The sequence below is a fragment of the Psychrobacter sp. 1044 genome (assembly GCF_904846525.1).
Lineage (GTDB): Bacteria > Pseudomonadota > Gammaproteobacteria > Pseudomonadales > Moraxellaceae > Psychrobacter.
This window is the reverse complement of the sequence record NZ_CAJHAZ010000003.1, coordinates 51,119-77,711: the sequence shown is the minus strand read 5'-3', so window position 1 is coordinate 77,711 and position 26,593 is coordinate 51,119. Positions and strand designations below refer to the sequence as shown.

At 42.8% G+C, this 26,593-nt stretch carries 23 protein-coding genes and 1 riboswitch; of the genes, 8 read left to right on the top strand and 15 right to left on the bottom strand.

Going from position 1 to position 26,593, the window contains the following annotated elements:
- Positions 1-38: 38 nt before the first annotated feature.
- The 3 genes from pstA to pstS form a co-directional block, all read right to left on the bottom strand.
- Entirely contained in the window at positions 39-953 is a 915-nt protein-coding gene (gene pstA, locus JMX82_RS02885; RefSeq protein WP_227676269.1) for a phosphate ABC transporter permease PstA, read from the bottom strand.
- A 99-nt stretch (positions 954-1,052) separates the two neighbouring features.
- Positions 1,053-2,006 carry a phosphate ABC transporter permease subunit PstC gene (gene pstC / locus JMX82_RS02880; protein ID WP_201539408.1) on the bottom strand — a complete coding sequence of 318 codons (954 nt, stop codon included), beginning with the start codon at positions 2,004-2,006 and terminating at the stop codon, positions 1,053-1,055.
- Positions 2,007-2,202: 196 nt separating this feature from the next.
- Positions 2,203-3,366: a phosphate ABC transporter substrate-binding protein PstS gene (gene pstS / locus JMX82_RS02875; protein ID WP_201539407.1), complete on the bottom strand. Its 1,164-nt coding sequence runs from the start codon at positions 3,364-3,366 to the stop codon at positions 2,203-2,205.
- Positions 3,367-3,658: 292 nt separating this feature from the next.
- Positions 3,659-3,801, top strand: a riboswitch (TPP riboswitch).
- Between the two features lie 248 nt (positions 3,802-4,049).
- Between pstS and thiC the strand changes: the two genes are divergently transcribed.
- A complete protein-coding gene (gene thiC / locus JMX82_RS02870; RefSeq protein WP_227676268.1) occupies positions 4,050-5,990 on the top strand; it encodes a phosphomethylpyrimidine synthase ThiC in 1,941 nt (646 codons plus the stop codon).
- A gap of 85 nt (positions 5,991-6,075) precedes the next feature.
- Here thiC and JMX82_RS02865 read toward each other — a convergent pair whose 3' ends face one another.
- The 4 genes from JMX82_RS02865 to JMX82_RS02850 all read right to left on the bottom strand — a co-directional run bounded on the left by JMX82_RS02865 (position 6,076) and on the right by JMX82_RS02850 (position 10,364).
- Entirely contained in the window at positions 6,076-7,200 is a 1,125-nt protein-coding gene (locus JMX82_RS02865) for a hypothetical protein (protein ID WP_201539406.1), read from the bottom strand.
- A gap of 27 nt (positions 7,201-7,227) precedes the next feature.
- The gene (locus tag JMX82_RS02860; protein WP_201539405.1) at positions 7,228-8,295 is read right to left on the bottom strand and encodes a hypothetical protein; all 1,068 of its coding nucleotides are present in this window, start codon (positions 8,293-8,295) and stop codon (positions 7,228-7,230) included.
- A gap of 125 nt (positions 8,296-8,420) precedes the next feature.
- Positions 8,421-9,323, bottom strand: coding sequence for a fructose bisphosphate aldolase (locus tag JMX82_RS02855; protein WP_201539404.1), 903 nt, complete (start codon positions 9,321-9,323; stop codon positions 8,421-8,423).
- Between the two features lie 192 nt (positions 9,324-9,515).
- Positions 9,516-10,364 (bottom strand): DMT family transporter, encoded by an 849-nt coding sequence (locus tag JMX82_RS02850; protein WP_201539403.1) that lies wholly within the window; start codon positions 10,362-10,364, stop codon positions 9,516-9,518.
- Between the two features lie 318 nt (positions 10,365-10,682).
- Here JMX82_RS02850 and JMX82_RS02845 point away from each other — a divergent pair, with 318 nt between their 5' ends.
- From JMX82_RS02845 to JMX82_RS02835, 3 genes are read left to right on the top strand one after another with little or no spacing between them, the layout of a single operon-like run.
- Positions 10,683-12,590, top strand: a complete 1,908-nt coding sequence (locus tag JMX82_RS02845) for an ABC transporter ATP-binding protein (RefSeq protein ID WP_201539402.1) — start codon at positions 10,683-10,685, stop codon at positions 12,588-12,590.
- Positions 12,591-12,641: 51 nt separating this feature from the next.
- The gene (locus JMX82_RS02840; RefSeq protein ID WP_201539401.1) at positions 12,642-13,532 is read left to right on the top strand and encodes an alpha/beta fold hydrolase; all 891 of its coding nucleotides are present in this window, start codon (positions 12,642-12,644) and stop codon (positions 13,530-13,532) included.
- A 17-nt stretch (positions 13,533-13,549) separates the two neighbouring features.
- Complete coding sequence (locus JMX82_RS02835; protein WP_201539495.1) at positions 13,550-14,182, top strand: alpha-ketoglutarate-dependent dioxygenase AlkB family protein; 633 nt, start codon at positions 13,550-13,552, stop codon at positions 14,180-14,182.
- Positions 14,183-14,375: 193 nt separating this feature from the next.
- On the opposite strand, the gene JMX82_RS02830 is transcribed toward JMX82_RS02835, so the two are convergent.
- From JMX82_RS02830 to JMX82_RS02815, 4 genes are all read right to left on the bottom strand, one after another.
- Complete coding sequence (locus JMX82_RS02830; protein WP_201539400.1) at positions 14,376-15,380, bottom strand: NADP-dependent oxidoreductase; 1,005 nt, start codon at positions 15,378-15,380, stop codon at positions 14,376-14,378.
- Between the two features lie 87 nt (positions 15,381-15,467).
- Positions 15,468-16,226 (bottom strand): endonuclease/exonuclease/phosphatase family protein, encoded by a 759-nt coding sequence (locus JMX82_RS02825; RefSeq protein ID WP_201539399.1) that lies wholly within the window; start codon positions 16,224-16,226, stop codon positions 15,468-15,470.
- A gap of 4 nt (positions 16,227-16,230) precedes the next feature.
- Positions 16,231-16,800 (bottom strand): M949_RS01915 family surface polysaccharide biosynthesis protein, encoded by a 570-nt coding sequence (locus JMX82_RS02820; protein WP_201539398.1) that lies wholly within the window; start codon positions 16,798-16,800, stop codon positions 16,231-16,233.
- Positions 16,801-17,167: 367 nt separating this feature from the next.
- A complete protein-coding gene (locus JMX82_RS02815) occupies positions 17,168-18,280 on the bottom strand; it encodes a hypothetical protein (RefSeq protein WP_045443051.1) in 1,113 nt (370 codons plus the stop codon).
- Between the two features lie 457 nt (positions 18,281-18,737).
- On the opposite strand from JMX82_RS02815, the gene JMX82_RS02810 reads away from it, so the two are divergent.
- The 4 genes from JMX82_RS02810 (at position 18,738) to JMX82_RS02795 (ending at position 22,444) form a co-directional block, all read left to right on the top strand.
- Positions 18,738-20,924 (top strand): M3 family metallopeptidase, encoded by a 2,187-nt coding sequence (locus JMX82_RS02810; protein ID WP_201539397.1) that lies wholly within the window; start codon positions 18,738-18,740, stop codon positions 20,922-20,924.
- Complete coding sequence (locus JMX82_RS02805) at positions 20,925-21,182, top strand: YheV family putative metal-binding protein (RefSeq protein ID WP_201539396.1); 258 nt, start codon at positions 20,925-20,927, stop codon at positions 21,180-21,182.
- Between the two features lie 113 nt (positions 21,183-21,295).
- Positions 21,296-21,820: a hypothetical protein gene (locus JMX82_RS02800; protein WP_201539395.1), complete on the top strand. Its 525-nt coding sequence runs from the start codon at positions 21,296-21,298 to the stop codon at positions 21,818-21,820.
- A 33-nt stretch (positions 21,821-21,853) separates the two neighbouring features.
- Positions 21,854-22,444 (top strand): hypothetical protein, encoded by a 591-nt coding sequence (locus tag JMX82_RS02795; RefSeq protein ID WP_201539394.1) that lies wholly within the window; start codon positions 21,854-21,856, stop codon positions 22,442-22,444.
- A gap of 129 nt (positions 22,445-22,573) precedes the next feature.
- On the opposite strand, the gene pnp is transcribed toward JMX82_RS02795, so the two are convergent.
- From pnp to JMX82_RS02775, 4 genes are all read right to left on the bottom strand, one after another.
- Positions 22,574-24,676 (bottom strand): polyribonucleotide nucleotidyltransferase, encoded by a 2,103-nt coding sequence (gene pnp / locus JMX82_RS02790; RefSeq protein ID WP_201539393.1) that lies wholly within the window; start codon positions 24,674-24,676, stop codon positions 22,574-22,576.
- A gap of 740 nt (positions 24,677-25,416) precedes the next feature.
- Positions 25,417-25,683: a 30S ribosomal protein S15 gene (rpsO, locus tag JMX82_RS02785; RefSeq protein WP_045443035.1), complete on the bottom strand. Its 267-nt coding sequence runs from the start codon at positions 25,681-25,683 to the stop codon at positions 25,417-25,419.
- Between the two features lie 370 nt (positions 25,684-26,053).
- Positions 26,054-26,227, bottom strand: coding sequence for a hypothetical protein (locus JMX82_RS02780; protein ID WP_201539392.1), 174 nt, complete (start codon positions 26,225-26,227; stop codon positions 26,054-26,056).
- Between the two features lie 135 nt (positions 26,228-26,362).
- Entirely contained in the window at positions 26,363-26,524 is a 162-nt protein-coding gene (locus JMX82_RS02775; protein ID WP_201539391.1) for a hypothetical protein, read from the bottom strand.
- Positions 26,525-26,593: the final 69 nt, after the last annotated feature.

Here is a 26,593-nt window from a genome sequence, read left to right as displayed (position 1 = left end):
GAGGTAATCTAGGACAAGCCCTCATTCGCCATCAGCCTTTATTTAGCCTGACCTCTACTACCGATGAATCTTGCCAAGATATTTAATACCAAAACAGAGGTCGTGATCAGCAACGCCGCCGCCCACGCTAAGGTATGCCAGTTTTCATAAGGACTCATCGCAAACTGATAGATGGTATTGGGCAAGTTGGCAATAGGCTGACCCATATCGGTACTGAAATATTGGTTGTTAAGCGCCGTAAATAGCAACGGTGCTGTCTCACCAGTGATTCGGGCAAATGCCAGTAACACCCCAGTGGTCAGTCCTGCTCTAGCCGCCTTAATCGTTACTTGAGTCACCATTTTCCACTTGGGTGTGCCAAGTGCGTAAGCCGCTTCACGAATGCTATTAGGAACCAGATTGAGCATATTCTCAGTGGTACGCACGACCACAGGAATAACGATTAATGCCAATGCCAACGCGCCTGCCCAACCAGAGAAACTTTGACCTTTTACCATCAATGCATAAATAAAAAGACCAATCACAATCGAGGGTGCGGATAACAAAATATCATTTAAGAAACGCGTTACCTTGCCAAGCATACTGCCTTGAGCGAACTCAGATAAATAAATACCCGTCATGAGGCCAATAGGTGCACCGATAAACAATCCTGAAAACGCGAGCATTACTGAACCGACAATGGCGTTACGCAACCCGCCCGCACTCATCGGTGGCGGTGTATCAGCAGTAAAAATAGGCAGCTGCACAATACCTTGAAAGCCTTCAACAAAGAGCGTCAACAAAATCCAAAACAACCAAAACAGTCCAAAAACCATCGCCGACATGGCAAAGCCTAGACCTAACTTGTTGGTCAAACGGCGCTTGTTATATAAGCTTCTGTTATAACGCCCTTCAAAGCCAGTGTTCAGCGGTGACGGTGCATTGATCGCGTTGGTAGCATTGTTAGAAGGCATAAAATGTGTTTCCCATATTTTTATCAATACCAATAACCATCGACACTTAACTGATTGATTTCATCGAACTGACTCAATGAAACTGAGGCAATCTAACGACTAGCGATTACCTGCTTTTTTATCCATACTCATGAGCATGAGTTTTGCTAGAGATAGTACAATGAAGGTGATGACAAATAAGATTAAGCCTAAATGTAATAAGGAAGCCAAATGTAGCTCACTCGACGCTTCGGCAAACTCGTTGGCTAAGGCTGAGGTAATGGTCACGCCTGAAGTAAACAGACTCGGACTGATGTTAAAGGCATTACCAATCAAGAAAGTCACTGCCATGGTCTCACCCAATGCTCGTCCCAATCCCAAGATAACCCCGCCAACCACACCAGCTTTGGTATAAGGCAAAATGATCTTGAACATGACTTCCCACGTCGTCGCGCCCATGCCATAGGCCGACTCTTTAAGCAGGTCTGGCACGACAGAGAAGACATCGCGCATGGTAGCGGCGATAAATGGAATAATCATAATGGCGAGTACTAGCGAGGCGGTAAACATACCCAATCCCATTGGCGCGCCCGTAAACAACTTACCGATGATAGGTAGTGGACCAATGTGCTCAATAAACCAAGGCTGAATATGATCGCCAAAGAAAGGCGCAAAGACAAACAATCCCCACATACCGTAAATGATAGAAGGGATACCCGCTAATAACTCAATGGCAATACCAAGTGGTTTTTTGAGGAAGGTTGGGCACATCTCGGTCAAAAATATGGCAATGCCAAAACTGATTGGTACTGCAATCAAAATCGCGATAAAGGATGTCACCAACGTACCATAGATAGGTGCTAGCGCCCCGTATTCATTGGCGACCGTATCCCAATTATTACTGGTATAAAATCCAAGACCAAATGCCTGAATGCTCGGCCACGCTCCGATGATCAAGGAGACTAAAATGCCGCCCAACGATAAGAGTACTAATATGGCAAAAGCCTTGGTGGCATTCACAAACAATAAGTCATAGCGCTTTTGTTTAGCCAGTTGGGACCTTAAATCATTCATAAGTGTCTCAGCATTAAATAGAATCAAGTCAAAATAGTAGAAGCATTCATTCGGTTTTATCACAACAAACTTGTCATCAAATTTGCTGTGATAAAACCTCTCAAATAACTACCGGAGAATAGTTATTCGAGAGGATAACTCGAAAGGGACTAGTAAGGCACTGACAAGGTATTAAAGAATATTTAGCAGAAACAGGTTACTGAGCAGGCTTATAAACAGGCTGTCCATCACTGCCTTTTACTTCGTTCCATTTTTCCTTGAATAAGGCAATCGCTGCATCAGAGAATGGTACGTAATCGAGTGCCATGGCATCATCGTCGCCTTGGGTATAAGCCCAATCAAAGAAGTTCAACACACCAGCCACTTGCTGAGGATTCTCTGGTTGCTTATGTACCAAGATAAAGGTCGCAGCAGCGATCGGCCATGCTTGCTCAGTCTCAGAGTTGGTGATGACTTTATAAAAGCCTGCTTGTTTTGACCAGTCGATATCACCTGCCGCAGCAAATGTCTCAGCAGATGGCTGAACGACGTTGCCAGCAGCGTTTTTCAATGCAGTATGTGACATGTTGTTTTGCTTGGCATAAGCATATTCCACATAACCGATAGAATTTTTCATACGGTTTACGTAGCTTGATACGCCTTCGTTACCTTTACCACCTGCACCAGTCGCAGACGTTGGCCATTTCACGGTCTTATCAACACCAACTGTGTCTTTCCAGTCTGGTGAAACCTTGGCAAGATAATCCGTAAAGTTAAACGTTGTCCCTGAACCATCTGAGCGGAATACCGTCGTGATTGCTGCATCTGGCAAGGTCAAATCTGGGTTCATGGCTTTGATAGCAGGGTCATTCCAATTACTGATTTTACCCAAATAGATGTCTGCCAACATTGCACCGTCTAATTTCAACGCGCCCGGCTCAATACCATCGATGTTGACGATTGGCACGACGCCACCGATAACCGTCGGAAACTGAATCAAGCCTGCTGCGTCTAGCTCTTCAGGCGTCATTGGCGCGTCAGACGCCCCAAAGTCGACTGTCTTTGATTCGATTTGTTTGATACCACCAGAAGAGCCAATCGACTGGTAATTGACTTGACCACCGGTAGCAGCGTTGTAGTCGTAAGACCATTTAGCATAGATAGGCTGCGGGAACGATGCCCCTGCACCCGTGATATTCATAGCGATATTCTCAGCAGATTTAAAACCTGCTGCAGAAGCAGATGTTGTCTGAGTAGTTGCTTCAGTGGTGGTGACAGCGCTACTGCTATCCGCAGCTGGCTCTGTCGTTTCAGTCGATTTATTACATGCCGTAAGCACTAATGTACAACTAACGGCCACTGCTAATAACGAATAACGCATGTAGGACTCCTAAAGTTTAACAACGATACAAAAAAGCATTGTTTGTGACATGCGTGCTATCTTGCCAAATTTTTATGACAGTTTAATGACAACCTCCAGAATCTTTCATTCGCTTTACATAATATTTAGATAAGCTATCTACAGCTAAGTAATATCAAGTGATTTTAATCACTGGTACTCTAGAGTCGTTCTCATAAAAACATCGAACCTCAAACTCAACGCCTGATATTTTCATCTAAATATCATTAGCCCTCATTGCAGAACTTTGTTAGTATTGAGTTGATTTACAACACTGACAGACTCGGGGTGCGGTGTATTATTGGCTCACTTTTAAGCTTTCTTTATTAAAGTAGTCGCCTTTATACATTCGCTGAGAGATCACCCGCCGAACCTGATGCGGTTAGTACCGACGCAGGGAAGTCTTAAGCACTTTGTTATTTATGACAATGGACGCGTAGAAATACCTTTTTTATCCTCATTACTCCCTTAATGTGCATGATGTACTATTAAGTAGTGAAGACTGATATAAAGCTGCGTCCAACGTTTGATGAGCATCATCCGCGACTATGTTTTTTGGTCGTAGGCTGATGCTCATGAGCTGAATTTGTCTGGATCACAGGTGCTACCCCCGCAGCTACTGGCGGTGTTGCTTTTATTCAAAAACCAACACGCTAGGACAGCATATGACAACTTTATTAGCCACTTCTCCTTCTCAAAAACCTTCTAAGACAGATGCGTTAAAGACCCCTGCTCACCGCAGTGCCAGTGATGCACGCTTTGAAGAAGACGCTCGCGACTTACACCGCATACTCCCCGCCTCCCGTAAAGTCTATATCGAAGGCTCTAGATCCGATATTCAAGTACCCATGCGTGAAATCACCCTTGATCCTACCCCTGTGCAAGGCGTTTCTGAGAACGAATGGGAACAGAACCCACCATTCTATGTTTATGACACATCAGGCGTTTATACCGATCCCAACGTCGAGATTGATTTGACCAAAGGCTTACCAAAGCTGCGTGAAGGTTGGATTTCTGAGCGCGATGATACCGAGCAATTAAGCGGACTGTCTAGCGCTTACGGAATGGCACGCGCCCGCGATATCAGCACTGCCAATCTACGATTTGCTCATATCGACAAACCTCGCCGCGCCAAAGATGTCGATGGCAAAGCTGGCAACGTCACGCAAATGTACTATGCACGCCGCGGCATCATCACCCCAGAAATGGAATATATCGCCATTCGCGAAACGCAAAAGCAGCATGAGCTGACCGATATGCGTCAGCATGATGGTGAGAACTTTGGCGCTAATACGCCTGCGATTATCACCCCTGAATTTGTCCGCAGTGAAGTGGCTGCTGGGCGCGCCATTATCCCAAATAACATTAATCATCCAGAATCTGAACCGATGATTATCGGACGCAATTTCTTGGTGAAAATCAACGCAAATATCGGTAACTCAGCGTTAGGTTCTTCTATTGATGAGGAAGTGTCAAAAATGACGTGGGCAACACGTTGGGGTGCGGATAACATCATGGATTTATCCACTGGCAATCATATTCATGAAACGCGTGAATGGCTGATTCGTAACTCGCCAGTGCCGATTGGTACTGTACCGATTTACCAAGCGCTAGAAAAAGTCGATGGCGTGGCAGAAGATTTAACGTGGGAAATATTTCGTGATACCTTGATTGAGCAAGCAGAGCAAGGTGTCGATTACTTTACTATCCATGCGGGTGTTTTATTAGAGTACGTGCCGCTAACTGCTGGACGCTTGACGGGCATCGTCTCGCGTGGCGGATCTATCATGGCGCAGTGGTGCATGTTTCATAATAAAGAGAGCTTTTTATATACTCATTTTGAAGATATCTGCGAGATTATGAAGCAGTACGATGTGGCGTTTAGTCTAGGCGATGGCTTACGTCCAGGCTGTTTGCAAGATGCCAATGACGAGGCGCAATTTGGTGAGCTGCGTACCCTTGGCGAGTTGACCCAAGTGGCGTGGAAGCATGACGTACAGGTCATGATTGAAGGTCCCGGTCACGTGGCGATGAACCGTATTAAAGAAAATATGGATTTGCAGTTAGAAGTTTGTGCCGACGCACCTTTTTATACCTTAGGACCCTTAACCACCGATATCGCACCCGGTTATGACCATATCACGAGCGCCATTGGTGCGGCAATGATCGGCTGGTTTGGCACCGCAATGCTGTGCTATGTGACGCCAAAAGAGCATTTAGGTCTGCCTAATAAAAAAGATGTTAAAGACGGTATCATCACCTATAAAATCGCAGCCCACGCGGCTGATTTGGCTAAAGGTCATCCCGGTGCGCAGGCACGTGATAATGCGTTATCTAAAGCACGATTTGAATTCCGCTGGGACGACCAGTTCAATCTGGCGCTCGACCCAGATACCGCCCGTGAGTTCCATGATGAAACCTTGCCTAAAGACGCGCATAAGACGGCGCACTTTTGCTCGATGTGTGGTCCTAAATTCTGCTCGATGAAAATCACTCAGAACGTGCGAGATTATGCCAAGGGGTTGGATACGAAGAAGTCAGCTACTTTGGGCGCAGACGCTATGAGAGCAGTGGGTATCCAACAAGAAATGAGTGAAATGACATAAAAGTATAAGGCGGCAGGGAGTCAATTGTATAGAGAAATTTGATTATTCAATATTTAATACTTAAGCTTAAATCTAGTTGCTAGGTTTAAGCTTTTTTTACGTTTATTTTTGAGTCTCGTGGAAAAACTCGTTTGAAGTAAGAGTCGCACAGTTTCATGATGGTTAAATAAACAAGCAAAGTCAGTGGATAGCCAAAGAGAATAATAAAAATAGTATAACCATGATACCTGCTGGCATGCTCGCCCAGTAACCAATCTATAAGACAAATCTTATAGAAAACTATCATCAATACGATAAATGGAACTATCAGAATCCCTAACCATGTGACCATCCATGCTCTTTTAAGGCTTTTCTTCCGGCTCCAATACATAAGTCCATAGTGAGCACCCCCTAACAAACATATTAAAAACAACAGAAGTATTAATGAGTCTAAGTTAATTAACCACTTTGCTAGAGGCATTGGTTGTGGTTGATAAGATATCTCAAGAACATCTTGAGGCAGATGATCAAAAAACCACTTAGAATCTGCTTTTATCATCCCACTTAAAGGTTCGCCAAGATTAGTCTTCAAATATTTCGACTCATCAGCAATCTTTAAAGTAACGGTCAAGTCACCAAAGCTTTTCCAAGTTTTGGCAGGTTTTAATGAATAGCTATAGATATATTGATTGGTCCAATCACTACGGTTTATTGTAGGATAGGCAGAGTATTTAACATTAATGACATGATTGCCTTCGCTTAAGTGTATCTCAAAGTATTTAGCGTCATTATTGAACGGCACAGCCATATCCGTTTCTGGATCATGATAAGCAGGCAATGATTTTGAATGACTTTCATAATCATAATTGATAAGTACTGGTACCGCTTGCCCATCGACTTCGACTATAAAGCTTTTGTCTGCATCATTATCTATGTTATCGAACACCTCAAAAACCAAAGGTATTCGATCGCCTTCTTTAGCGCTATAAATTTCGTAAGTGACATCATAGTCAGCTTGATTAAAACCTTCAGCAATATTGATATCTATGTTTTCAGACAATATATCGATATCTTTGCTTGAATATGCCGTACTGGCATTAGTACCGTCGATAATGGGAGACGCCATATTGGCATAGCTAAACATACTGTGGCTTAATAAAAGCAATCCTAAAATGGTCCTACGCATTAATATTCTCTCAAATGGCTCGTCAGCTAGCTGTTCGCGAATCACAAAGCTATTTACAGCCTTCAACTATAATTACTTTACTGTTTTAGTAACCGTCTGTTTAACCATCATAAAAACCACAAAACTAATTATCATATAAATAGGTGTTATTACTATATAGCCTAACGGCAAAACCCATATAAAGAACAAATCACGACTCTCTCCTGTTGCGCCTTGACCAATGATCATATCTGTCACCAGTAGATAGAGGTAATAAATTATCAGGCTAAGCAGAGGCACTAGAAAACCACCCACGAGCATGACTGTCCAAAGGGTTTCGGGCTGGGCTTGCTGTCTACGTTTCATCATACGCAAATGCAGTCCACCCAATACAAATAGCGCGAAACTTATAGTTATGAATGGCGAAACAGCCGTCAAAACTTTTGCCACAGGATTCAGAGGTGCTTGAATAATAAAATCAATCTCTTTCGCAAGACTATCGTTGAAATGCCATTGGTTATTAGAAGGTAAAGTATTCTTCGTGCCATCGATATCCATACTGATATAGTCTAAACTACCATTGAAATTTAGCTTAATAAATGACCCTTTAAACTGCTTATCATCACTGACGCTCTCCTTCATCGGCACTAACGAATAAGAGTAAGTGCTTATCCCAGTCCAATCACTGCCATAATAATGCGGCTGGACGTCATAAGTAGCTGTAATAGTATGCAACCCTGACGACAAATCCAGATTGATATACTTTGAATCTGCTCTGAATTGCTCTAAACCAGTATTGGCTGGTATATAGAAGTCAGAGGTCTCAAGCCCGTTATTATCTTCAGTAACCGTTACAACAGGCACCGATTGACCATCAACAGTAATTTCGAACTCATTACTTTGTCCAAATTCATCGAATACTTCAAAAACCAATGGGAATTGAAGCCCTTCACGATTGTTATACAGCTTATAGCTCACTGTATAACCAGCATTATTAGCATCATCTGTAATATCGATATTAACTGTCTCTGATATAACATCGATGGCATTATTAAAATAAGCAGCGCTTGCCCAAGTACCTGAATAGCCTACAGGCTCCATAGATTGACTAGAAACACTCCAACTTAATAAAAACAATCCTAAAGTAATAAAGCGAAACACAACCTCTCCAGAAACCATAAAAACAAACACAAGTTTAATAAATATCTACTGTGAATGCCATTAAAAAAATCCCAGCAAACCTAAAGTTAGCTGGGATTCAAAATCAATTATAAAGGTTTAAGGCTTTAAACTTTCGACGCCTCATAAATCTCTTCGATAGACGTGTTGATAGTATTAGCAAACTCATCATCACTTTGCTGCTTACTTAAGCCTTCAGTAAAGGCACGTGAGAAACTGGCAATCATACCGGGGTTTTGCTTGAGCTTAGCACAAGCATCGCCACGGCTGTAGCCGCCCGATAACGCCACGACTTTTAATACTTTTGGATGATCAATCAGCTCTTGGTAAAAACCCGCTTCTTCTGGCAAAGTCAGTTTTAGCATGACTTGCTGGTCGTCAGTCAAACGATCCAGATTGTGCAAAATGCTGGTCTTTAGTATGACTTCACATTCATGCTTTTTGCTACTGTTGATATCGACTTCAGGCTCTACGATTGGCATCAGACCTTTTGAGAGTATCTGTTTTGCCACATCGAATTGCTGTTGCACGACCAGCTCAATGCCATCGACATTCGGCTCATAAATTACTGAGCGCATTTTGGTGCCAAATACTGGATAGTTTTTGGCTTTATCGAGTAGCAGATCTAAATTTGGCATCGGACGCATCACTTGGACGCCATTCATTTGCTCAGCCAAACCCTTATCCACTTTTAAAAATGGTACTATATTTTTATCTTCCCATAGATAATTGGCCGTCGGTTTGCCATTGACCTCACGTTCCATAGTATCTTCGAACAAAATCGCCCCAAGCACACGCTCATTATCAAAAGCCTCACAAGTCATGATACGCGCGCGCATCTCATGCACTTGGTCGAACATGGCTTCATCGTTGTCATAATCATCGCCTGTGACACCGTAATTCTCTAACGCTTTTGGCGTACTGCCGCCACTTTGATCCAGTGCCGCGATGAACCCTGAACCATTTTTAATGCGTTGTAGCTGTTTGTTATATTGGTTTTGATATTCCATTGAGAGTGCGTCCTATTGTTATTGGTTGAGGTCAAGTGTCACAAAGTAAATCGCTTTTTATTGGCTTATATCAGCCTTACTGTTTGTAGACAACCTTATCATAGGACGCTCTTTGTGCCTATATCTGATAAGTTAACGCGTTGATAAAATAATTATCACCTATCCTATAAGCAAACTCACTAGGCTGAACGTTTATGCTAAAAACAGCACTGCCACACAGCAAATGGCTAATAATAAACCCAATACATTAATACGGTTAAGCGACTCTTTAAACACACCGACCCCTATCAAGGTTGCCACTGCAATGACACCGACATTCATACCGGTAAAGACGATGCTAGGCGACTCGGACAATACTTGATGCGCACGTACATAAGCATAAATATTGCCCATATTGAGCGCACCTAATAACAATCCTGCTGCGAGCGCATTCCCCTGCCAGCGCACCCGCGTAATCAGCAAATAAATAAACAGCAATAATCCTGCTAAACCAAAACTGACAAATAATGTCAGAGGAAAAGCAGCGCCCTGCTTGGCAACTTGCTTGAACAAGATATCAATAATGCCATAGCCTGCCCAGACGCCAAACAACCATAGCGGTGTATGCTTCACTTGTCTGCTAATGTGACCCTGCTGTGGACGATAAATCAGTGCACCAAGTGCCAAAAATCCTAACGCCAGACCAAATATGCGAGTGCCAGTCAGCACTTCACCAAACAATAAAAAAGCCGCGACGATAGGAATAATCAACGATAGCCGCTGAGCCGCATCGGTTGCTACCATTCCCACAGATTCAATCGCCCTTCCAAGGATAATAAATACCGCAGGTAGCAATATGCCAAGCGCAATAATAATCGCCCAAGCACCGCCAAGCGCATTCATGCCACTGACGTCTGGCTTCAACAAAAACCACGTCAGTAGAAAAGCCACCGGATAGCCTGCGACGATGGTCTGGCGTATATCTATATTTTTCTGTCGTAACACTTTTAGCAATACTGAAACGGCGACACTACAAAGCACCGCTATCGTCAAATATATCATGAGCTATTACCTTATTAAACTGCCGCTTTATGGGGACATTATTCGCTCATCATTCATATACTGAAGATAAAGCGCGAACCGCCAATTAGGATAAAGCCATAGAATGTAACAAAGTATTTCTTACACAGCAATCTATTTATTGGCTTTTATTCGACTGCTGACAAGTAGCTCTTTAGCCTTCAATTTACAATTAGCATGCAGGTCTGATTGGGAAGTTTGCTAAAATAGTACTCAATCCTAATAACAAAAGTAAAGATTCAAAATAACGAGTAATGTCGTTGATTTTGGCGTACTGCTATTGATGTTTTATGACTGCCTATGAATGCTCTATTTCGATTTTTTGAAACTCGCCTCCCTGCCTTTCCTGAAACTCCTATGCCGCTACCTTCACCCCGTGATGGCATGCTAAAGTTCTTGTGGGCGTGTACAAACGGTTTACGTGGCTGGCTATTGATATTTATGATTTTGTCTGCGGGCATTGGCATCTATGAAGCGATGCTATTTGCTTGGATTGGGAATATTGTTGACTGGCTAGGCGTCTATACACCGCAGAATCTGTGGTTAGAAAAAGGCGATATGCTACTGCTCATGCTAGCCGTCATGATCATGAGTCCGCTATGGATTGCATTGTCATCATTCATCCATTTTCAGACCTTGCAAGGCGTCTTTCCTATGCAAATGCGCTGGCGCTTTCACCAGCGGATGCTTGGGCAATCGATGCAGTTTTATCAAGATGAATTCTCTGGACGTGTCTCAGCCAAAGTAATGCAAACCGCACTGGCCGTACGCGATACAGTCATGACCGTCACCGACATGTTTATGTATGTCACCGTTTATTTTATTACGTCAGGTGTCATTTTATTTAATCTAGACAGTCTATTATTAATCCCGTTTATCGTTTGGCTAGTCTTGGTTGCGCTGACCATTTGGTACTTTATCCCTAAGCTCAAACAAACTGCCATTGTGCAAGCCGATGCCCGTGCTTTAATGACTGGCCGCATTACCGATGCTTATGCCAATATCATGACCGTCAAGCTGTTTAGCCATTCACGCCGTGAGCTGAGTTATGCCAAAAATGCCATGGGGCAATTTTTAGGTACCGTCCATGCACAGATGCGCTGGGTCAGTTACTTAGAAGTATCAACCCATCTAATCAGTGTGATTTTGGTTAGTGGCACTGCGGCTATTGGTTTGTATTTATGGCAACAAGGCGCGGTCGGTGTCGGTGCGATTGCTGCCGCGACAGCCATGGCACTACGTTTGAACGGTTTGACGCGTTGGATCATGTGGCAAACTGCCAGTCTATTTGAAAGTATCGGAACCGTACAAGATGGCATGCGTACCTTATCAGCGCCGCAAAAAATCGTTGATAAGCCCAACGCACCCGCTTTGAAAGTCACCGAAGGTCGTATCGTTTTTGATCATGTTGATTTTAGTTATGAGAATGATAGCGACGCTGTCGAGGGCGATATCTTAGATACAGTGAAAACATCAGCAACGCCTACTACGAAGACTAAACTGCTCGATAACTTTTATTTAGACATTAAACCCGGCGAAAAAATAGGCTTGGTTGGGCGCTCAGGTGCCGGTAAATCTACCTTGGTTAATTTATTGTTACGCTTCTTTGATGTTGATAGCGGTAAAATCCTAATCGATGGACAAGCAATTGATGAAGTCACCCAAGAGTCTTTGCGCCAACAGATAGGTATGGTGACGCAAGATACGTCTTTGCTACATCGGACAGTACGTGAAAATATCGCTTACGGTCGTCCTGATGCAACCGACGAAGAAATTATTACGGCTGCCAAACAAGCGCAAGCATGGGACTTTATCAAAGACTTATATGATGATAAAGGTAATACGGGGCTTGACACCCAAGTCGGTGAGCGCGGCGTCAAACTCTCTGGTGGTCAACGTCAGCGTATCGCCATCTCACGTGTTATGCTAAAAAATGCGCCCATCTTACTATTGGACGAAGCGACCAGCGCCCTTGACTCTGAGATTGAATTTGCCATTACCGAAAGCCTGAATGACATTATGACAGGTAAAACGGTCATTGCGATTGCCCATCGTCTCTCCACCATTGCCGCACTTGATCGATTGGTGGTCATGGATAAAGGTCAAATTATCGAACAAGGCAGCCATGATGAATTGTTAAATCTACACGGTGTTTATGCTCGCTTGTGGCACCGACAAAGTGGTGGTTTTTTAGGTGAAGACAGCTAAGTACAACCCTTAATTTTTATTAAAAATCAGACACAAGGAGGTGTGTACATTATGAAAGCATTTGCAAAAAATATTAATATTAGTGGAAAACAAGCGCGCTACTATAACCTTAGCCAGCTTACGCCATCGATACAGTCAAGTACTGCCTCTCGCGTGCCAGCACACTTTTATGGTGGCAATAGTTTTACCGTTGGTACTTATAGTCCCTTATTAAATGCGCTGGCAACTGACTTCAAAATCAGCTCGCTTGCGCTTCGTGGCTATTGGTATGACAAGCCGCAGCGCCGTCGTCTTACGCGCGAGCAGGATGCTGAGATACTTATTGAATTTTTAGAAAAAACGCAAGACAAACCCATCGTTGGTATTGGTCATTCGCAAGGAGCCACTGCCACTGCCATCGCTGCAGCCCAGCGCCCAGATCTGTTTTCACAGCTATATTTAATAGAGCCTGTGACGTTTACCAAACCACAAGCCCGACTCTATAATCTATTGCCGCGTAAGCTTCTGCTTAGTCGTGAACCGTTTAAAAGCACTCTAACCAAACAGTCTACTTGGGCAAGCATCGATGATTATTATGAGAACTTACGCGCTCAACGTGCTTATAGGCGCATGAGTGATGCGCATTTGCGGGTATTTGCAGAGCAAAGTTTATCCAAAGATATCAATGGCAGTTACACGCTGATATTTGCGCCTGAGCAAGAGCTCGCCAACTATTTCGGCGCGCCGCATATCGATACCGCCCTCAAGCAATTGAGCTGTCCTTATACGCTTATCACTGGCAAGCCGACGTTGTTTATCAACCATAAAGTGCGACAACAATGGCAAAAATTCGTCCCTGATGACAGCATCATATCTTTGTTAGATTACGGTCATCTACTGCCGATGGAAGCACCTGAATTATGTGCTCAAGTTATCAATGAGCATTATCATAGTCATATATAAGCTGAGCCGTCTAAGTGATGACTGACCTTTTTGCCCCTACACCGACTGATAACCTATTGCCTTACGATGGTCAGGTCAATGACTTAGGGGTAGTTATTAATGATGCTAACGCTCTGTATGAGGATTTACTAACCGAGCTACCTTGGCAGTCTGACATCGTGACGTTGTTTGGTAAAACACATGTTACCACTCGCCAAATCGTCTGGATGGGTGACCACGATGTCAGTTATCATTACTCTGGACAGACGCGTCGAGCCATTCCATGGACAAAGCAGATGTTGCACGTAAAACGACATATTGAGCAGCAGTTATCAAGCATTGGTATCAACGTTGATTTTAATTCTTGCTTACTTAACCACTATCCTTCTGGTGCTGATGGCATGGGCTATCATGCCGACGATGAAAAAGAGCTGGGCGCGCAGCCGATTATCGCTTCTTTATCGCTCGGTGCTAGGCGAAAATTTGTTTTTAAACATAAAACTATTAGACAAAAGAACAAGCCCGTCAAAGTTGAGCTATATCTTGAGTCCGGTCAGCTTATCGTTATGCATGGCAATACGCAGGATTTTTGGAAGCACACCATTACAAAAACCAAAACTGTCGCATCAGGGCGCATCAGCCTCACCTTTCGAAAAGTGCTACCGCATTAAATTAATGTAACTTAATATAAGCTAGAGCGCGTCCTCGTTTTGAAAATGGTGATAAAAATGAGCTAAACGGTAGCCAAACAAGGAAAATAGCACCGTTAATATCGGAATATTAACAGTGCTATTTGATGCAGTCTAGAAAGATTTAACCATTTTTAGCCCACTTAGTCGCATGCCTTCAGATTGAAGACATGTCCTAGCTCACTTTTAAAACAATCTTGCCAAAAGTAGCACCTTTTTGCAGCTCATGATGAGCCGCGACCACTTCGGACAAAGGATAGGTTTGCTGAATACGTAGCGTTAGCTTACCATCTGCAACGAGCTGTAAAACTCGCGCCATATCTTCACCACTACGCTGCGCCTTATAACCCGCTACCTTTAGCTGTTTCTGGCTACCCGCCTCTTTGAGTTTATCCACCCAAATCGTTGGTAACACATTGACGCGACCACCAGATTTGAGCACGCTAAGCGCCCGTACCCCTGCTTCATTACCGACCAAATCCAGTAGCACATCTGCCTGTAACTCAGGGAATTCACCATCTTTGGTATAATCAATCCAACCTGTAAGCTGATTGGTATCTATTATTTCATCAAGCTTGGCATATTTTTCTGGTGAGCAAATGACGGTCACCTTGATATTGTTTTTAGCCACTTTATCCATGAGCAGCTGAATCAATAAGTGACCCACGCCGCCTGCTGGCGCGTTTATCACCACATGCTCACCATCTTGAATATCTGCAAACTCTACAAACTGTATCGCCGTCTGTCCGATACAAGGCAGTGCACCTGCTTGCTCTAACGTGACAGAATCCGGTACTTTTGCCAGCATTTCAGCATCGACTGCTACATACTCTGCATAACAGCCACCATGAAAAGTCAGGGCAGCGACCTGTGTACCGATAGTAAATTGCTCACTACGACTATCGACCACAGTGCCTGACATATCAAAGCCCAAAATTGCAGGCTCATTTTTATCAAACTTGTCTTTTTGAATGGCATCAGCGCCCCAGCCTTTGCCTTGACGTGTTTTGTAATCGACAGGATTGATACCCGCGTAAGCAACTTTGACCAGTACCTGATTGTCTGTTAACACAGGAATGGCCACATCCTCTTGATAGCTCATCACTTCAGGTTCGCCAAACTCACGTATGAGTACGGCATGTTGGGTCGTTGGTAGCGGGTTATGAGAAAGAGTAGACATCGTTATATATCCTTATAGGTATCTATTGCTTTATTTTTGCATTCAATTTTATTTTTAGTGAATAACTTAAGCTTATCTAATAATCATTTATAAGTGTGCCAATTCCGCACTGAGTGGCAGATGATCAGACAGTGTCGACCATGGTTTGCCCGTATGCACCCATGCATTTTTCACTCTTAGATTACGCACATAAATACGATCTAAGCTCAGCACCGGAAGCTTGGCTGGGAAAGTTGGCAGCAGTTTGCCATGACAATGCTTAAAAGCTTCGGTCATACCCAAGCTAGTAGCAAGCTTATCACAAGACATTTTTTTCCAATCATTAAAATCTCCTGCCAAAATCAGTGGTTGATCAGGTGCAATCTCATTACGAACATAGTTGGCAATGGCTTCATATTGCTTGATGCGATCACGCTCAAACAAATTTAGGTGTGCACACAGTACAACCACTGGTACATCCCATCCAACTGGTTGTACTTCACAGTGCAAGACGCCACGCTGCTCAAGCTTATTAACGGTGATATTGACGTTATGCTTAGGATCTAATGGAAAGCGGCTCAATACCGCATTGCCATGATGACCATTTTCATACTCTGAGTTTTTACCATAGCTATTTTGCAGCTGTAAATATTCACCAAACCATTCATGTTGCGATTGGTCAGGGTATTCGTTGTATTGCATATTGCGCTTAAGATTCTGACCTTGCACTTCTTGGAGACACAGTACATCGGAGCCAATAATATCGAGCGCTTGGGCGATACCTTGTATTTTAACTTGGCGATTCATCGGCGACATGCCTTTATGAATGTTATAGCTGGTTAGCACAAAAGAGGTCGTGATAGTCATAGAATTAGTCATCATACTTAAAATAAATGGAACATTGATTATCGCGCCACACTGATTGCAAGTGACGCCTAAATACTGATTTTTGAGAAGCTGATAGCGCTGATTGCTGTAGTAATTTTTCATCAACCTTATAGTCGCCACCATAATAACCAGTAGCGTCAACTGGCTGACCTGTCTTGGCGTTACAAATTGCAGAGTTACCACGGATGGCGAATTTTTGCTGCCCTTCGTACATGATTACTTTCATCTCATCGTAACTTACGTCACCACGACAACCGAGATAATAAGGCACACTCACTTCGACAACACCGTTATTATTAATATCAGTCACTACGGCGGTGTTTTTAGCGAATTCTGCGATTACATCTAACCCATCGCAGGGTACATAATCATATATTTGCCATACTCGTAAAACCTCTTGTTCATCTATAACATATAAATGCGTGAAGACCTCTCCTGCTGGCTCGCCGGGGCTATTGGTTGAATTGAAACGCTGTAATTGAACCAAATACTGTTCTCCTACTGTGCCAATCCAAGAACGAATAGCAACAATATCTTTGGTCTTTAGCCTCATTTTATTTTTTTAGAGTCTATTTGATAATAGTTTTGAATAGAAGGCGGCAATTGACCCCATGATAGATGGCTCACAGATATATTATTCACATCTGTCTCTGCCATACTGAGACTGGAGCTAAAGGCTATCATTGCTGTGACGCTAAATTGCATAAGAGTATTTGGTATGTTATTTAGCATCATTTAACGACATAAGGCAATCAAGTATAAGTTTTAGATAAAGGCTTAATATATCATCAATGTAAAAAAAGCATTGATTCTTATCGAACCAATGCTCCCATATTATACCTATCTTCTATCAATGGCGAATTCGCAAAGGATTGTCATCAATAGGCACTATCTAGCAATTAATAGGCACTATCTATCAACTAATAGCGTGTCACCAAAGCAATTGGTTGATCTTCACCCATAATATCTTGTGGCATAAATACTGCTTCGCCACCATTATGAATGACATGCTCAATGATTTCGCCAATGGCATCATCAGTAACGCCTTCTGAAGCCGCATCATCTGCAAGACTCAAAGTCTGTGCCTTTTCATCAATTTTGGCCGATTGTATATAACCACGACGGACATAAAGCGTCTCGCCTGCACCTTGGAAGGCACTGCGGTAGACTTCTTGTAGATCTGTTTGCAACATATTGGCACCGCGTGCTTTATCAATCTCACCCATGGCAGCTTGATGCAGTGATGTACGATAGCCTTCCACCGCCTCTTGCACACTATTGATAATATGCTGAGCACTACCATCTTCTAGATTGGTCGCATTTGACACTGTGGCAATGATGTTGTCTGGACGATCACAAACTTCTTTATAGTAGCCGATATTTTTAGCATCGCCAACGACAACCAAAGGCATTTTATGCTCACCCCACAACTCTTGTACGCTTTTATCCACCTGATTAAAAAACTCTTTTAGATAGCTGCTTTCATTATTAGATGAGCGATCCGATCCACCATCGCCTGTCGTATATAGACCGTTGTTTTCAATAGGAAATGGGATATTATCCATGTTTTTTTGCAAGTCATCGTCCTTATCGAACTCTCTCACCACGCGATCATTAGACGCTTCAATCAAGCGGGCATTATCACGAGTAAGCACCAAGGTGTAATAATGCACCGCGCTTGCCATATCACGCACCAAATCTCGAGTCGCAAAACGATGTGAAATCACCACACGCTCCGTGGTGTCAATCGGCATACGGATAACTTGCACATCGTCGGTACTGGCAAAAATAGCCAAGGTATCAAGATTTAAGTTGTGATTTAGCTCTTTGGTTTTATCGTGAATCTTATCGAGTATGGTAGTCGCTGTGCGCTTATCGTATTCGTTGGTTAAGCGTTCTTCAGCCACTTTTAATTGGTTCTTCAGGGCAATGGGATCTTGATCATTAGCAGGATGCTCGCGATGAGTCTTAACAAAGATACTAACCGCAGGATTGGCTTTGGTTTCACGTAAACTTTTGAGAGTCGCTTTCATTTATTGCTCCTTGTTTTATTATCATGTACTTTTAACATTGTGATTTTTACTATTAATCAACTGATTGATAGTTTTTGCTATCAATCAGTTGATTAATCTTTTTATTCCATTGCCTTGATGCTAGCAGTCAAACCTCACTCGCTGTAGGGTTAATTTGCAAGCAAATGATAGCGCTTTGTAAGTAGAACACTCTGTATTGTTCTAAAAGCCTGACGGATCGACTTTAAACCCGTTTAATAGTCACTATCTTCTCGCCTCACTTTTTATATAGTCAATAATTAGGTTGTATTTTCGTCAAACGAACCCATCTTTTATATAGCTTATCGATAAGACAGCAAAAAAGAAAAATAACACAAAGCTAATGATGTTCTAAATATCACGGCAAGCCAATCTCTTATATAAAGCGACGTTTACTCAATAATAATTCATTCACTACGATCAGATATCGGATACTTTTATGAAAACCCTTGCTGCAGATTTACGCCTTGTCGATTTTGACAACGTTTCGCCAAGTACATTACAAAGCCATGTCATCACTGCCATCGATGAAGCCAATACATTTTTAGATGAGATGAGCGGAGATACTGATAGCCATAACCGTGCTGCTAATATCAGCGCTGAGCAAGCGCTGGCTGATGTGATGACTTTTGATCATATTAATCTGGCATTGGATCGCAGTTGGGGCATTTTATCGCACCTGAATAGCGTCATGAGCAATGATGACATTCGTCATGTCCATCATGAACTGCTACCCACACTATCGGCTTATGGCACACGAGTGGGACAGCATCAGCCGCTATTTAATCGTTATCAAACTATCGTCAATGACACAGCATTTTTTGCTGCGCTTGAGCCTGCACGAGCGCGGGCTATTGAGCTTGCGCTACGTAGTTTTGAGCTGTCAGGTGTCGCATTACCAAAAGATAAACAGGAAAAGTTTGCGGCTATTCAAAGTCAGCTTTCTACCTTATCAGCGACCTTTTCAGATAACGTATTGGATGCCACCCAAGCTTATGCCTTACCGCTGCAGCAAGAGCAATTGGCAGGTCTAACCGAAAGTGGACTGGCGCTACTCGCAGATGCTGGCGAACAGTATAAAGCGCGCGCGCTTGCCAACGGTACGCTCACGCAAGTAGAAGTCGATGCGTTGCCAAGTCCTTATTACGTGGCAAGCTTAAATATCCCTGTTTATCTTGCCATCATGACCCATGCGGATGACCGTGAACTGCGCGAGACCCTATACCGCGCTTATGTCACTCGTGCTTCTGAGTTCGATGCACATACCAATGCCAAAGGTGAGTCGCTAAACAATGCCGATATCATGGGTCAAATCCTGCAATTACGTGAGCAAAAAGCCAAGCTATTAGGTTTTGACAATTATGCAGAAGTCTCACTATCGACGAAAATGGCAGATAACGTAGCAGAAGTAGAAACCTTTTTACGGAGTTTGGCCATGCAAGCAACTCCAGCGGCTAAGCAAGACTTGGCACAATTACAAAAGTATGCGCAGGACTATGGTATTGAGGAGTTACAGGCGTGGGACAGTGCTTATATCGCCGAAAAAGTAAAACAAAGCGAGTTCAGCTTATCACAAGAAGAGATTCGCCCGTACTTTCCCTTACCAAAAGTGATTAGCGGATTATTTGCCATCGTTGAGCGTCTGTACGGTATCAAAGTCCAAGAGCAAAGTGAATCCGTATCACGCTGGCACGACGATGTCAACTTTTATCAGTTGTTTGATGCTGATGATAACTTGCTTGGTGGCTTTTACTTTGACTTATTTGCACGCAGTGGTAAACGCGGCGGCGCTTGGATGAGTGGTTTTCAGTCACGTTATACTTACAGTGAACAAAATCATCAGCAGCTACCCGTTTGCTTTATGGTGGGTAACTTTACCCCTGCCCTCGATGGCAAACCAAGTCTATTGACGCATGATGAAGTATTGACTCTATTCCATGAGTTTGGTCACGGCCTACATCATTTATTAACCCAAGTGACGGTCGGTGATGTCGCTGGTGTCAATGGCGTTGAGTGGGACGCGGTCGAGTTGCCTAGTCAATTTATGGAAAACTGGGCGTGGGATGCCGAAGGGATTGCGCTGATTAGTAGCCACGTCAAAACGGGTGCGCCCTTGCCTAAAGACAAACTTGCAGCGTTATTGGCGGTGAAGAATTTCCAAAGCGGCATGCAAACCCTACGGCAAATCGAATTCGCACTGTTTGACTTATTGATTCATGCGCATACGCCAGCGCTAGATTATGACGGTATATTAGCCACGCTAAATACCGTTCGAGATGACATTGCTATCATGCAGACACCTGACTACAACCGTTTTGCCAACGGCTTTAGTCATATCTTTGCAGGCGGCTATGCGGCAGGTTATTACTCGTATAAATGGGCAGAGTTGCTATCGGCAGATGCCTTTAGCAAGTTTGAAGAAGAAGGTATTTTTAACCCAGTCACTGGTAAAGCCTTCCGTGAGACAATTTTATCCGTTGGTGGTAGTTTCCCTGCCAAGACCAACTTTGAAAACTTCCGTGGTCGCAGTGCCAGTATCGATGCGTTGTTACGTCATAGCGGTTTTTCTGATACTAAAAAAGGCAGTGCTGCTGCTAATGCCTCAACAACACATGAGGTGATTTAAATGCGCTATCAATCAACGCGACCAAAGCGGCAGTTTTTAGCAGGTGTTCGTTGTCCTAAATGTCAGGCGATGGATGCGGTGGTACAAATCAACGTCGTCACTCCAGAACCTGATGAGTATATTGAATGCACATTATGTGGACATAGCGAACATCGCCCTGATCCTGATGCCATCAGTGCCAAAAACCATGCTGAAGATCAGCTTATACGTGATGCTATGGCTACTGGTACCAGCGGCACAGTAAAATTCAAACCTTAAATATTAAGCGTCAAGTCTTAATAGCTACCAGCCTATCTAGCAATAGATAGGCTTTTTATTTTGAGTTTGCTATAGTATGGCTACTTATATTTCTAACATAAATCGACTATAGTATGAAAAGTCAAAGAATGCGTCCTCTGTCAACCAAATCACTGAAAAAAAAGCCCACTAAGTCACGCCAGAAATGGTGGTCAATTATTATATTAGCGGCATTATTGATTGGCTACTTGGTCTGGAAAAACAATTCGATAAACACAAATACTGTGCCTATCGAAAGTACACCACCGACGACCGAACCAGATAGCGCTACTCAATTAGATGCTACGCTTTTAGGTAATAATGACAATAGTTCAAACAATAGTAACTTAACGTTAAATACTGATGAGACAATCACAGTTGATCAAATACCTAATGCTGAAGCCATCTTAAGTGCTCCTTTACCAGAAACAGATAGTCTTGCTAAAGAAGAAATAGATCGCTTAGCAGATGAAAAACAGCGCTTCGCTGAACAAAAAAAACTCGCTGCTGAACAGTTGGTCATGAATAAGCAATTGACGACAATGAAGGATGAGCAAATTGAATTGTTAGAACAACAAATAGCGCAATTAGAAGCCGAGACAAACGGCGACAAACAGTAGCTCATTATTTAGACTTTTATCAAGGGGCTGACAATGGCGACTTTGCAACTTACCCACGCCCCTATCTTAAATAGTAGCGCGCAGCTGCTTATTCTACCAGTCAATACTGCAGGGATTCTTTTAGATCCTGTTCTCACAAAAGCTAAAACTTTATTTGCTGATAATTATCAACGTTACTATCGCGCATGCCGCGATGGCAGTCTGAGTGTTGGCAGCTGCTTACTGCATAAACGCGCGCTTGAGCAAGCTGGTTTAAGTATCAGCAGTAATGGTAATCAGCCCAGTTATATCGCTAATCTTGTGGTATCAAATCATCCTTACCACCCCACACGGTCACAATGGTTGATTGCCGCGCTGAATGATTTATCTGAGCAGCTTATCCCGCTCATCCGTTATCAAGGTATTCGTAGAATTGCCCTACTGGCACGTCCACTTATTCATAACCACTCACGAAATGATAGAGCTAACGTGTCCAACGCAGCCAATTTAGCAAACACAGGCTCAGTTGCGTTAGACTGGCACGCTGACATCTTACCGTTACTCTTACAGCACCTACAAGATTTGCCTAAAGTTCGAATCGATATTCACCTTCCTAAAGACTTTAATATAGACCAATCACTTTGATATAGGCCAGTTACTTTAATAAGATATTCTACTGAAAACAAGATTTTACACCCATAAAAAAAACCGCCTTAAGCGCTCATGACGAGAGACTTAAAGCGGTTTTTGGATGTTGACTACATTAGATATCGATTAGCTTTGTTCGATACCTTTCATAGTCAATTTAATACGACCACGGTTATCGACGTCTTGGACGAAGACTTTAACGATCTGACCTTCTTTTAGGTAGTCAGAAACATTCTCAACGCGCTCTTCAGCGATTTGTGAGATGTGTACCAAGCCATCAGTGTTTGGCAAGACGTTAATAAACGCGCCAAAATCAACGATACGAGCAACCGTACCTTCATAAGTTTTGCCCACTTCAACTTCTGCCGTCAATGCTTCGATTCTACCGATAGCTGCTTTAGTTGCCGCTTTGTTCTCACCAAAAATACGAATCGTGCCGCCATCATCGATATCGATAACTGCGCCAGTCTCTTCGGTTAGCTGACGAATCATCGCGCCGCCTTTACCGATTACGTCACGGATTTTATCCGGATTGATTTCGATAACCGCATAGTTTGGTGCATGAGCGTTGATTTCAGTACGGCTCTCAGGCAATACTTTATTCATCGCGTCCAAAATATGGATACGACCAGCATGGGCTTGCTTAAGTGCCTGCTCCATGATGTCAGGGGTAATACCTTCGATTTTGATGTCCATCTGCAGCGCAGTGATACCATCTTTAGAACCAGCAACTTTAAAATCCATATCGCCAAGATGATCTTCATCACCTAAGATGTCTGATAGTACAGCGAAACGCTCACCTTCTTTAACCAGACCCATAGCGATACCAGCAACTGGTGCTTTTAGTGGAACACCAGCATCCATCAATGCCAAGCTTGCGCCGCAAACAGACGCCATAGAAGATGAACCATTTGACTCAGTAATCTCTGATACCACACGGATGACATAAGGGAAGCGTTCGCTATCCGGTAGCATCGCTTGTACACCGCGGCGAGCTAGACGACCATGACCGATTTCACGACGTTTTGGAATACCTTCGCGTCCCGTCTCACCAACTGAGAAATGTGGGAAGTTGTAATGCAGCATGAAATGGTCACGAATCGTGCCACCTAGTGAGTCAATCATGTTGACATCACGGCTGTTACCAAGCGTAGTCGTAACCAATGCCTGCGTTTCACCGCGTGTGAACAATGCTGAACCATGCGTGTATGGCAATACACCAACTTGTACGTCGAGGGCACGAACAGTCTCAAGATCACGACCATCAATACGCGGCTTACCTGACAAGATATTGTCACGAACCGTACGATATTTAAGATCATTATAAATTTCTTTTAGCTCAGATACCGTATCAGCGTAAGTTTCTGACTCAGCATCACCAGCGAGCGCATCGATAATTGATTGCTTAATGTCATCAAGCTTAGTATAACGAGCTTGCTTATCAGTAATCGTATAAGCGTCAGCAACTTGCTCACCGAACTGTTCTTTCATGCTGCTGGTAAGCGCTTGATCACGCTCAGGGGCAGTATACTGCTGCTTAGCAGTACCGATTTCTTCTGCCATTGAAGCAATGTTATCAATAACGATTTGCTGTTGTTGATGACCATATAATACCGCGCCTAGCATTTGATCTTCTGACAGCTCTGCCGCTTCAGATTCAACCATTAGTACCGCAGATTTCGTACCAGCCACAACCAAATCAAGATCACTCTCTTTAAGCTGCTCAATCGTTGGGTTCAGGATGTACTCGCCGTTGATAAAGCCAACACGGGCAGCTGCGACTGGACCATTGAATGGTGCATCAGAGATGGCCAATGCTGCTGAAGCACCGATTAAGGCTGCGATATCTGCAGACTGCGTTTTATCTGATGAAACAACCGTTGCCGTAATTTGAATTTCGTTAACATAACCTTCAGGGAATAGCGGACGAATCGGGCGGTCAATCAAGCGTGAGGTTAGGGTTTCGAACTCGCTTGCACGACCTTCACGTTTGCCATAGGCACCTGGGATTTTGCCCGCTGCATACATTTTTTCTTGATAGTTAACCGTTAGCGGAAAGAAGTTTTGACCTTCTTTAGCCTCTGACTTTACCACTGCTGCGACAAGTACCGTAACGCCGCCCATATGTACTAAGATAGAGTTTGCTTGACGAGCAATACGACCTGTCTCGATCACAACCTGTTGGTTGCCATACTGAAATTCACGCTTAATGGTGTTAAACATTGTCATATAATCTTCCTAATGTTGACTGACGAAAGTAATATCAGCATTATAAAAATGCTGATATTTTTCATTAAAATTCTGTGTATGTGACTACTAGTGTATATGACTAATAATTGACAGTCTTTCTCTCAGAAATCATCTCAACCAGTGCCAATAACATTACCTAGTTATTCCATATGCCTATCGGCGCTAGACATCGTACTATTGTGTATATTTGGTCATTCAATTTTGGCTTTACTATAAATACTATCAAAAAGACCTTAAGTCAAAAGACTTCGGTGCTAAAAACCCTACAGACTATTTTTCTGCGCTTTTGAGAGTCAGGTATTAGCGCAGCTAGCTATTCTATAAGCTAAGAAATAGGTATTTTATAAATAGTCACCATATATATAGTAGATATATTATCAAACTCACAAGGCATTATTTTACAGTGATTTATAGCCATTGACCAATGAATTGCCGAACACAGCAATTATCGATAGAAAACACTTAGCTCTAGTATTACTGTTTTCACGAAAAATTCTATTACCTACTTGAATTGGTCTTTATAACCAATGCTATCCAAAATCAATCTTGAAAATGAATAAGCATAAAAAAACGGCGTGAAACTATTCCACACCGTTTTTAGAAAAATCTATTTTATCGATAGCAACAAGCAAGTTCCAAGCGATTCAGCAAAATTTCTAGAATAGCACCATATGATGGATTCTTTTGTTTTAGCATCTACTCGTACTATTGTCGTTAGATTAACGACGTAGACCTAACTGGCTGATAAGCGTGGTGTAACGACCAAGATCTTTACCTTTTAGGTAATCAAGCAATTTACGACGCGTGTTAACCATACGGATAAGACCGCGACGGCTATGATGATCAGCTTTATGTGCTTTAAAATGGTTCTGCAAATCGTTGATACGAGCACTCAATAGTGCTACTTGAACTTCTGGAGAACCAGTGTCATTTTCGCCACGTTGGTATTGAGCAATGATTTGTTCGCGATCGGTATTAGTTAGCATAAATATCTCCGGCAATGCTAAAAGCTTTAAGATATTCTCGAATTTGAGTAGGATCTAAAGCAGTAGAATAGTAAATAAAATAGCCTACACGTCATTCAGGACAACCCTGCATTACTAGAGTTGACCTAGTGTACGACAAGCTAATTAGTCATAACGACCATTTAGAATAAGCTGCGATGAGAGACCACTTAATATAACTATCCGTTTTGGACAGCCTATGAAGCACGATGTCTTATCTCAACCTAATGTAAATGTGACGGTGATTATAACAAAAAACTGCTGAACTAGCAGCAGTTTTTCATAATACTTGTAAAGTCAGATTTATTTTTTATAGTTAAATCATCCGTCAATAGGCAATAGAATTTGCTTATTACTTGACGTCATCTTCCGTTGCGTTACCGCCTAACTCATCATCTTCAAGCGGTGCAGCTGTGGTAACTTCTGCTAAACTATCAGGAGTAGCATGCTCACTAGGATTAATGTCTTCTGCAAGCCTTTCAATCTCTTTTTCTTGCTCATCCATGTTATTCAATGAATTACTCATATTAGCTCCTGAATTATTATTTTTTGAAGTAGCTGTTTTATACTTTTTACATTGAAATGCAAATGTCATCAGTGATATTGAGGTGATAAGCCAATATATCAGTGTCACCCTACTATGGCTGACACTTTACATACTCTACTTGTCTTCTTTAGCATTTCCTAGGTTGTCCGCAATACGATCTGCTGCGGCTTCACTATCTTCAATATGATTGTTCTCAGTTTGGCCTTTAAGCGCTGCAGTTGCTGATTCAGAACGTTGTTGCTCAAGCTTGGTATCGTTTGGGTTAGAGTTTGACATAATATTTTCCTCAGTTACGGTTGTGAATGTTTAAGAAATATAAGTAATTAATTACTCAATAAGTGGGTA

Excerpts from the sequence above, each read along its gene's own strand:
- JMX82_RS02775 (WP_201539391.1), bottom strand. The coding sequence starts at position 26,524 with ATGTCAAACTCTAACCCAAACGATACCAAGCTTGAGCAACAACGTTCT.
- JMX82_RS02845 (WP_201539402.1), top strand. The coding sequence starts at position 10,683 with ATGAATGCTCTATTTCGATTTTTTGAAACTCGCCTCCCTGCCTTTCCT.
- JMX82_RS02825 (WP_201539399.1), bottom strand. The coding sequence starts at position 16,226 with ATGACTATCACGACCTCTTTTGTGCTAACCAGCTATAACATTCATAAA.
- JMX82_RS02835 (WP_201539495.1), top strand. The coding sequence starts at position 13,550 with ATGACTGACCTTTTTGCCCCTACACCGACTGATAACCTATTGCCTTAC.
- JMX82_RS02815 (WP_045443051.1), bottom strand. The coding sequence starts at position 18,280 with ATGAAAGCGACTCTCAAAAGTTTACGTGAAACCAAAGCCAATCCTGCG.
- pstA (WP_227676269.1), bottom strand. The coding sequence starts at position 953 with ATGCCTTCTAACAATGCTACCAACGCGATCAATGCACCGTCACCGCTG.
- JMX82_RS02855 (WP_201539404.1), bottom strand. The coding sequence starts at position 9,323 with ATGGAATATCAAAACCAATATAACAAACAGCTACAACGCATTAAAAAT.
- pstS (WP_201539407.1), bottom strand. The coding sequence starts at position 3,366 with ATGCGTTATTCGTTATTAGCAGTGGCCGTTAGTTGTACATTAGTGCTT.
- JMX82_RS02805 (WP_201539396.1), top strand. The coding sequence starts at position 20,925 with ATGCGCTATCAATCAACGCGACCAAAGCGGCAGTTTTTAGCAGGTGTT.
- JMX82_RS02830 (WP_201539400.1), bottom strand. The coding sequence starts at position 15,380 with ATGTCTACTCTTTCTCATAACCCGCTACCAACGACCCAACATGCCGTA.
- JMX82_RS02820 (WP_201539398.1), bottom strand. The coding sequence starts at position 16,800 with ATGAGGCTAAAGACCAAAGATATTGTTGCTATTCGTTCTTGGATTGGC.
- thiC (WP_227676268.1), top strand. The coding sequence starts at position 4,050 with ATGACAACTTTATTAGCCACTTCTCCTTCTCAAAAACCTTCTAAGACA.
- JMX82_RS02795 (WP_201539394.1), top strand. The coding sequence starts at position 21,854 with ATGGCGACTTTGCAACTTACCCACGCCCCTATCTTAAATAGTAGCGCG.
- JMX82_RS02780 (WP_201539392.1), bottom strand. The coding sequence starts at position 26,227 with ATGAGTAATTCATTGAATAACATGGATGAGCAAGAAAAAGAGATTGAA.
- rpsO (WP_045443035.1), bottom strand. The coding sequence starts at position 25,683 with ATGCTAACTAATACCGATCGCGAACAAATCATTGCTCAATACCAACGT.
- JMX82_RS02800 (WP_201539395.1), top strand. The coding sequence starts at position 21,296 with ATGAAAAGTCAAAGAATGCGTCCTCTGTCAACCAAATCACTGAAAAAA.
- JMX82_RS02810 (WP_201539397.1), top strand. The coding sequence starts at position 18,738 with ATGAAAACCCTTGCTGCAGATTTACGCCTTGTCGATTTTGACAACGTT.
- pnp (WP_201539393.1), bottom strand. The coding sequence starts at position 24,676 with ATGACAATGTTTAACACCATTAAGCGTGAATTTCAGTATGGCAACCAA.
- JMX82_RS02840 (WP_201539401.1), top strand. The coding sequence starts at position 12,642 with ATGAAAGCATTTGCAAAAAATATTAATATTAGTGGAAAACAAGCGCGC.
- JMX82_RS02850 (WP_201539403.1), bottom strand. The coding sequence starts at position 10,364 with ATGATATATTTGACGATAGCGGTGCTTTGTAGTGTCGCCGTTTCAGTA.
- pstC (WP_201539408.1), bottom strand. The coding sequence starts at position 2,006 with ATGAATGATTTAAGGTCCCAACTGGCTAAACAAAAGCGCTATGACTTA.